Source organism: Clostridium sp. 1001270J_160509_D11 (genome assembly GCF_015667935.1).
In the GTDB taxonomy this organism is placed as follows: Bacteria; Bacillota; Clostridia; order Peptostreptococcales; family Peptostreptococcaceae; genus Intestinibacter.
Map to the genome: position 1 here is coordinate 1 of NZ_JADPET010000145.1, position 7,393 is coordinate 7,393.

A 7,393-nucleotide genomic window follows, 5' to 3' on the forward strand; every position below is an offset into this window, starting at 1 on the left:
ATATTTTTATTATTTTTCTTAAATAAATAAATAACTTAAAATCATATTTGCCTCTATTACTAATTTTTTGATAACTTAAATTAACAAAAACACCCCGTTAATTGATTAGTTTTTTAACAATTTATCAGAGGTCAAATATGTTTTGACAATTTTTACAGTTTTTAAATTTACAACTATTTTTCCCGTATGAGGATTTTTTATAATATGTATATTTTTGTAATATATAAATACGTAATAAATTATATTTAGGTTGAGTAAAAACGCCCTATTTTCTACAATTTTCCAATAAACATATTTTGGTAAATATAAACTTATTTGCAATTATTATGTTAGCACATCTAAAATTTTTTTTAAAGTATTAATAATTTTTTCTTTTTTTTTTTAGTAATTTTCTTAATTTAGTTAAAAAAAAAAGAAGTGTATACTATATACATACACTTCTTATTACTTTTTTAATCATAAAATTTTATAAATAGATAAAATTATTTTATTAACTCTACTAAATCTCCGTTTTTAACGCCAGCTGCATTTCCTTCTTCTATGTCAACGTGCATTTCTAAAGCAAAGTTAGCATTAGCTCTAACTAATACGTTGTGGAAAGTTAATCCTCTTAATCCTTCAGTTTTAACACTTACTACATCTTTATCTTTAACACCGAATTTTTCAGCATCTTCAAGACTCATGTGTATATGTCTAGCTGCTACTATTATACCTTTTTCACATTCAACTTCACCATTTGGTCCTACTAATTTGAATGCTGGAGTTCCATCTATATCTCCTGATTGTCTAACTGGAACTGATAAACCTAATCCTCTAGCGTCTGCTAAAGAAACTTCAACTTGAGATTCTGGTCTAACTGGTCCTAAAACTCTCATTGTTTGTTGTCCTTTAGGTCCTACTACAGTAACTTTTTCTTCACATGCATATTGTCCTGGTTGAGATAATGGTTTAAATGGAGTTAATTGGTATCCTTCTCCGAATAATACATCAACGTCAGCTTGACTTAAATGTACGTGTTTATTTGATAATGCTATTGGTAATTTCATAATAAAAACCTCCTGAAATATAGTTTAATTTTTAATAACCGCAATTAAATTATATCTAAAATTTATAATAAAATCAATTGTTATAATATATTCGTATATTGTATATTACAATCTTTTACTTTATTTATTAAATTTTTTACATTTTTTAACATCATTTTATTGCATAATTTATACTATTTAGCTAAATCTCTTAACAAATCAAAGTATCCAGGGAAAGATATATTTATACAGCTAGGATCGTCAAGAATAACTCTAGAATCACTTACTAAATCTGCTATAGAGAAAGACATTGCTATTCTATGGTCTTTAAATGTTTCTATAGTAGCTCCATGAAGTTTAGTTTTTCCTTTTATTATCATACCGTCTTCTAATTCTTCTATATCTGCACCCATTCTCTTTAAGTTGTCTACAACAGTTTTTATTCTGTTGCTTTCTTTTACTTTTAATTCTTGAGCATCTTTTATTATAGTCGTACCTTCAGCCTGTGTTGCCAAAACGGCTATAACTGGTATTTCATCTATTAATCTAGGAATTATAGTTTTATCAATTGTAGTTGCAGTTAAATCTTTAGAGTATTTAACAAGTAAATCTCCTACTTTTTCTCCACCTACTATTCTTTCATCTATAATTTCTATATTTCCATTCATATTTCTGACAACATCTATTATTCCAGTTCTTGTTTCATTTAATCCGACATTTTTTATTAAAACTTCAGAACCTTCACTTATTAAAGCTCCTACTATTATAAAAGCTGCAGAAGATATATCTCCAGGAACATAAATATCCTGGTTAAATAGTTCATCTACAGGATTTACAATTATATCTAGTCCATCTTCTTTTATATCTGCACCAAATGCTTTTAACATTATCTCTGTATGATTTCTCGATTTAACTTTTTCTCTTATTATACTTTGTTTATCAGCATATAAACTAGCAAGTATAATTGCTGATTTTACTTGGGCTGATGCAACGGGCATTTTATAATCTATACTGTGTAAATGACCACCTTTAACTGTTATAGGCGTAAAGTTTGCATCATCTTTTCCAGTTATGTCACATCCCATCATTCTAAGTGGGTCTGTCACTCTCTTCATAGGTCTTTTACCTATAGAGGCATCACCTATTAATGTAGATTCAAAATCATTTCCAGCAAGAATACCCATAAGTAGTCTTATTGTTGTTCCTGAATTTCCTACGTCTAATATATCAGTTGGTGCTTTTAATCCTCTAAGCCCATTTCCTTTAATGAATACATCTTTCCCATCTATTTCTATGTCTACTCCCATTTTTCTAAAGCATGCAACTGTACTTAAACAATCTTGTCCCATTAAAAAGTTACTTACTTTATTGTTTCCTTTTGATATAGCAGAAAACATTATCGATCTATGAGAGATAGACTTATCCCCTATTAATTCAAAACTTCCTCTAAGCATATTTGCACTCCTTTATTATTTCTAAAATTGTCTCATCATCTACATCATTAAATAAATCCACTTTACCATGTTCTACTGGCAAAATCATATTTACTTTTGAAAAACTATTTTTCTTATCAGTTTTCATTATAGATAGTACTTCTTGTTCGCTTGCCCCCTCAAATTCTGTTGGCAAATTAAATACCTTACATATATTTAAAAATTTATCATAATATTCTTTAGTTATTAAATTTTTTCTTAAAGAAAGTTTAAATGCCATATTCATACCTATACTTACAGCTTCCCCATGAGCTATATGGCAAAGTTTCTCTACTCCATGGCCGAAAGTATGTCCAAAGTTAAGGATTTTTCTAAGTCCTCCTTCTTTTTCATCCATTTCAACAACATGAGCTTTAATCCCTGCACATTTTTTTACTATGTATTTTAATGTTGAATCTATTTTGTCTAATATCTCTTCACTATTTTCTAATAAATAATTTATAAATTCATAATCATATATAAATCCATATTTAACAACCTCACTCATACCGTTTCTAAATTGGTCATCTGGCAAAGTTCTAAGTGCTGATACATTTATAAAAGTAAATTTAGGTTGATAAAATGCACCGATTACATTTTTATAAGTTCCTAAATTTATTCCTGTTTTACCACCTATAGATGAATCTACTTGTGCTAAAAGAGTTGTAGGTACTTGTACAAAATCTATTCCTCTCATATATGAAGAGGCAACATATCCTGCTAAATCTCCTATAACACCACCACCTACAGCTATTATAAGTGATTTTCTAGTAAGACCAGCCTTTATCGCATGTTCTAGTATTTTTTGAAAAGTATCAAGGCATTTAGATTCTTCCCCTGCTGGAACTATATATTCACTTACAAATTTAGCTCCTAAAGAATCTATAAATTTATTTAATTGTGTTTTGTATACATTTTCATCTGAAATTACTAGTACCATATCGTAAATTTCATTTATATTTTTATTAGTTGTGCCATTTACTTCATTTAAAGCTTTATTAAAACTTCTATAGCTATCATCAATAAAAATATTGCATACTTTGTTTTTTATTTTTTCCATCCTCTTTCACCCAACCTTTGAATATATGAATTATAATTTCTTTTTACGTCTTCTAAACTACTTCCTCCTATTGTTTCTAAGAAGAATTGACATATAACAAAAGCAACTACATTTTCACACACAACGCTACAAGCCGGAACTGCACAAGTGTCTGAACGCTCTACTGTAGCTTCATATCGTTCTAATGTATTTATATTTATTGAGTTAAGAGGCTTGTATAGTGTTGGAATTGGCTTCATAGCGCATCTTATTATGACTTCTTCTCCAGTTGTCATTCCACCTTCTATACCACCTAATCTATTTGTAACTCTCTTTATTCCATCTTTTTCATTATATATTATTTCATCCATTACTTGAGAACCTGGAAGTTTTGCTACATCAAATCCTATACCGAATTCGACCCCTTTTATAGCTTGAGTTCCCATTAGATGCATTGCTAATACACCGTCAATTTTTCTATCAAATTGAGTGTATGACCCAAGTCCTGGAATTAAGTTTTTTATTCTAACTTCTACAACCCCACCGATTGTATCTCTTTCACTTTTTATTTCGTCTATTTGTGCAATCATCTTAGCTTCTACTTCTTTATTTGCACATCTAACTTCTGAATTATCTACATTATTTTTTATATAATCAAAATCATATATATTTTCATCCTTCACATTACCAATTTGTATAACATGAGAGACAAAGTCTATATCGAAATTTTTTAATAGCTGTTTGCAAATCGCTCCTACTGCTACCCTACTTGCTGTTTCTCTTGCTGATGACCTTTCCAGTACATTTCTTGCATCATCAAAATCGTATTTTAAGCAACCGACTAAATCTGCATGACCTGGTCTTACATTGTTTACTTTTCTAGTTTCAAAATCTACTTCATCCATTGGTGCCATATGTTCAGTCCAGTTTTGGTAGTCTTTGTTTTTTACTTCAATTGATATAGGTCCCCCTAGTGTTTTTCTTCCCCTAACACCACCAAGAATATTTACTTTATCACTTTCAATTTTCATTCTGCCACCACGGCCATAACCACATTGACGCTTTTTAAGTTCTAAGTTGATTTCATCAAAGTTTAGTTCTATATTTGATGGCAGTCCATCAATTATAGATATTAAACTCTGCCCATGTGATTCACCACTTGTCAAATACCTTAACATAATTCATCGCCCCTTACTTTTAGTATTAATTATTTTCTTTAATTCTTTTTATATATTCATCAACATCTCTGTTGAATCTAGCTTTGAAATCTTCATTTTCCATAAAAGGAACTTCATCTGAATTAGATAGGTATAAATTATAATCTAAATCTGTATTTATCGATTTATAAAATATATCCATTACAATTTGTCCACCTAAAAATTGATCTTTAAATTCAGGTTGTCCACCAATTGCAATATACATTCCTAGTCTAAATTTATCTCTATCTATAGATGGTTTTTTTAATATATATTTACTAGCGAAAAATGCTTGTGTTCTGTCTACTACTGTCTTTACTTTTGTAGATACACTTGAAAAATACATAGGACTTACTGTTATTGTCCCTGTACTTTTATTAAATTCTTCATATATAGGTGTCATATCGTCTTTTATTCTACAGTAGCCTGTCTTTTCACAAGCTCCACATGCAGTACAATACTCGATATTCATTTGATATATGTCTAATACTTTGTAATTAATGTTGTTATCTTCAAATTTTTTTGTTATCTCTTTTATAATAGAGCTACAATTTTTGTTTTTACGAGGACTTCCATTAATTATTAATACTTTATCATTTTTCCCCATATGAATCCTCCTATTTTAATGTTAAATCTTTTATGTGTTTTCATATTAATTATTATAGCACTTAATATGAATTTCTTTATATTATTTATTGCTCAAGCATACTACTAGTATATCATCATCAAAATTATGTTTAGGTACAAATTCACCTAATTCTTTTTTCAATGCATTTATAAAGTCATCTTTTTCTAACATATAATTCTTAAGTAAAAATGACTCAAACCTCTCTATTCCAAATTCTTCTTTATCTTTATTTTTTATTTCAATTATTCCGTCTGTATACATACAAATCATAGAACTATCTTTTATAGAGATTGTGCTTTGCTCATAATTTATATCTTCTAGGACGCCTAATGGAATATTTTTTTTGCATAGAGTATCATCAGTACATTTGAATTTTCCGGAATTATCTATTATTATTGGACAATAATGACCTGCATTAGAGATATCTAATGTATTACTTTTACTATCTATAATTCCCACTATACATGTTGTAAAAACATCCATTTTATCAAATTCATCATATAATATTTGATTTAATTTATTCATAATTTCTGCTGCAGTTTGATAATTATAACATAATGTCTTGAAGCATCCCTTTATCATTGCAACAATATAGTTTGATACTATACCATGTCCCATAACGTCGGCAATTATATATGCGACTTTATCTTCATTTATAACTTGTGCGTGATAGAAATCCCCACCTATAACTGTTGCTGGTTTATGGTAGAAATATAAATCTTTATCATTAGATAAATTCATTTCACTTTCATTCATTATAAGTTTTTGCTGCTTATTTAATATATTTAGCTCATTTGCAATTAATTTATGTTTTGTTTCAGCTTGATTGTATTTATATAATTGCATACCTAATACGATTTGTTTAGATATTAATTCTAATATATTAAAATCATCTTCAGTATATCCATGTCTATTGTTTGAGCATAATATACAACCTAATAACTTATTTCCATCTTTTAGTTTGTAGTACATGTAATTTTCTACTTCTATCTCATCTATAATTATAGATTTCGCTTGATTTATATAATTTCCATCTTCGTTGTATTCATCTATTTTAAGTAATATCTTTTGGAAATCAATTTTTTTCTTTAGTCTATTTTCCATAGCACTAAAAATTTTATAATCATAATTTAAGTCATCAATTACTATAAATGCCTCATCACTTTTAGTAAGTTTCTTGGCTTGACTGTTTAATGATTCCATAAACTCATTTACATCATTATTTAAGTGTAGTTTTGTCGTTATTTCATTTATATTACTTATTGATTCTCTAAGTTTGTCTATTAGTTCTTTAGTGTGTTCATTATCAAAAGTTATTTCTATTGATAATGATATAAGAGATACTACAGAAGATATAAATGTTATATCTGATTCTTCTAATGAATCTTCTTCAGTTAAAAAGCACGTCATAAATCCTATAACATTGTAATTTAAAATTAAAGGAAATACTATTCTTCCCTTATATCCTTCCATTTTAGCTAGTTCTCTTTCATCAACTGCTTTTGGATTTTCAAATATATCCTCTATATATATAATTTTTTTCTGTTCAACTGCCTCATGTATATATTTAGGATAAGATTTTTTAAAGTTTAACCTTGTTCCTATTTTTTGATTTGGTGGAAATACCTTTGGTATATAATCTAAGGTAGCTGAACAAACTAAATAAGCATGTTCAAAATCATTATCATAAAATAAGTTAATACATGCTTTAGTTGGCTCAACTACCTCTAACATTTTATCTACAATTTGGTCTTTTATTGCAAAAAAATTAGTGGACTGAGTTACCATAGCTGATATATCAACTAAATTTTTCATTAATTTTCTATACTTTTCCATCAAGCATCCTCCTTGATTGTTTCTCTAAAAAATTCCTTTAATTGTAGATAAATTTTATCACAATAATTATCATAATCCAAGTAATGTCATATAATCTTATTAATATTTAAAATTAAATAATCTTTAGTTTTTCCAAGAGCACCTGGTACTATAGAGAAAGTATTTGATATACCATCTTGTGAATGTTCGTATGGTAA

6 protein-coding genes are annotated in these 7,393 nt (G+C 28.0%); all 6 read right to left on the reverse strand.

The features are described from left to right. Positions 1-482: 482 nt before the first annotated feature. Complete coding sequence (locus tag I4U58_RS11595) at positions 483-1,046, reverse strand: phosphate propanoyltransferase (RefSeq protein ID WP_195931505.1); 564 nt, start codon at positions 1,044-1,046, stop codon at positions 483-485. Positions 1,047-1,219: 173 nt separating this feature from the next. Beyond that, positions 1,220-2,479, reverse strand: coding sequence for a 3-phosphoshikimate 1-carboxyvinyltransferase (gene aroA, locus I4U58_RS11600; protein ID WP_195931506.1), 1,260 nt, complete (start codon positions 2,477-2,479; stop codon positions 1,220-1,222). Further along, positions 2,472-3,557, reverse strand: coding sequence for a 3-dehydroquinate synthase (gene aroB / locus I4U58_RS11605; RefSeq protein ID WP_195931507.1), 1,086 nt, complete (start codon positions 3,555-3,557; stop codon positions 2,472-2,474). The genes aroA and aroB overlap by 8 nt, the downstream gene beginning before the upstream one ends. Continuing rightward, positions 3,545-4,714, reverse strand: a complete 1,170-nt coding sequence (gene aroC, locus I4U58_RS11610; RefSeq protein ID WP_195931508.1) for a chorismate synthase — start codon at positions 4,712-4,714, stop codon at positions 3,545-3,547. Before aroC ends, aroB begins: the two co-directional genes overlap by 13 nt. A 25-nt stretch (positions 4,715-4,739) precedes the next feature. Further along, positions 4,740-5,339 carry a flavodoxin family protein gene (locus I4U58_RS11615; protein ID WP_195931509.1) on the reverse strand — a complete coding sequence of 200 codons (600 nt, stop codon included), beginning with the start codon at positions 5,337-5,339 and terminating at the stop codon, positions 4,740-4,742. Between the two features lie 81 nt (positions 5,340-5,420). After that, on the reverse strand, positions 5,421-7,196 hold the full coding sequence (locus tag I4U58_RS11620) for a GAF domain-containing SpoIIE family protein phosphatase (protein ID WP_195931510.1): 1,776 nt from the start codon (positions 7,194-7,196) through the stop codon (positions 5,421-5,423). Positions 7,197-7,393 lie beyond the last annotated feature (197 nt).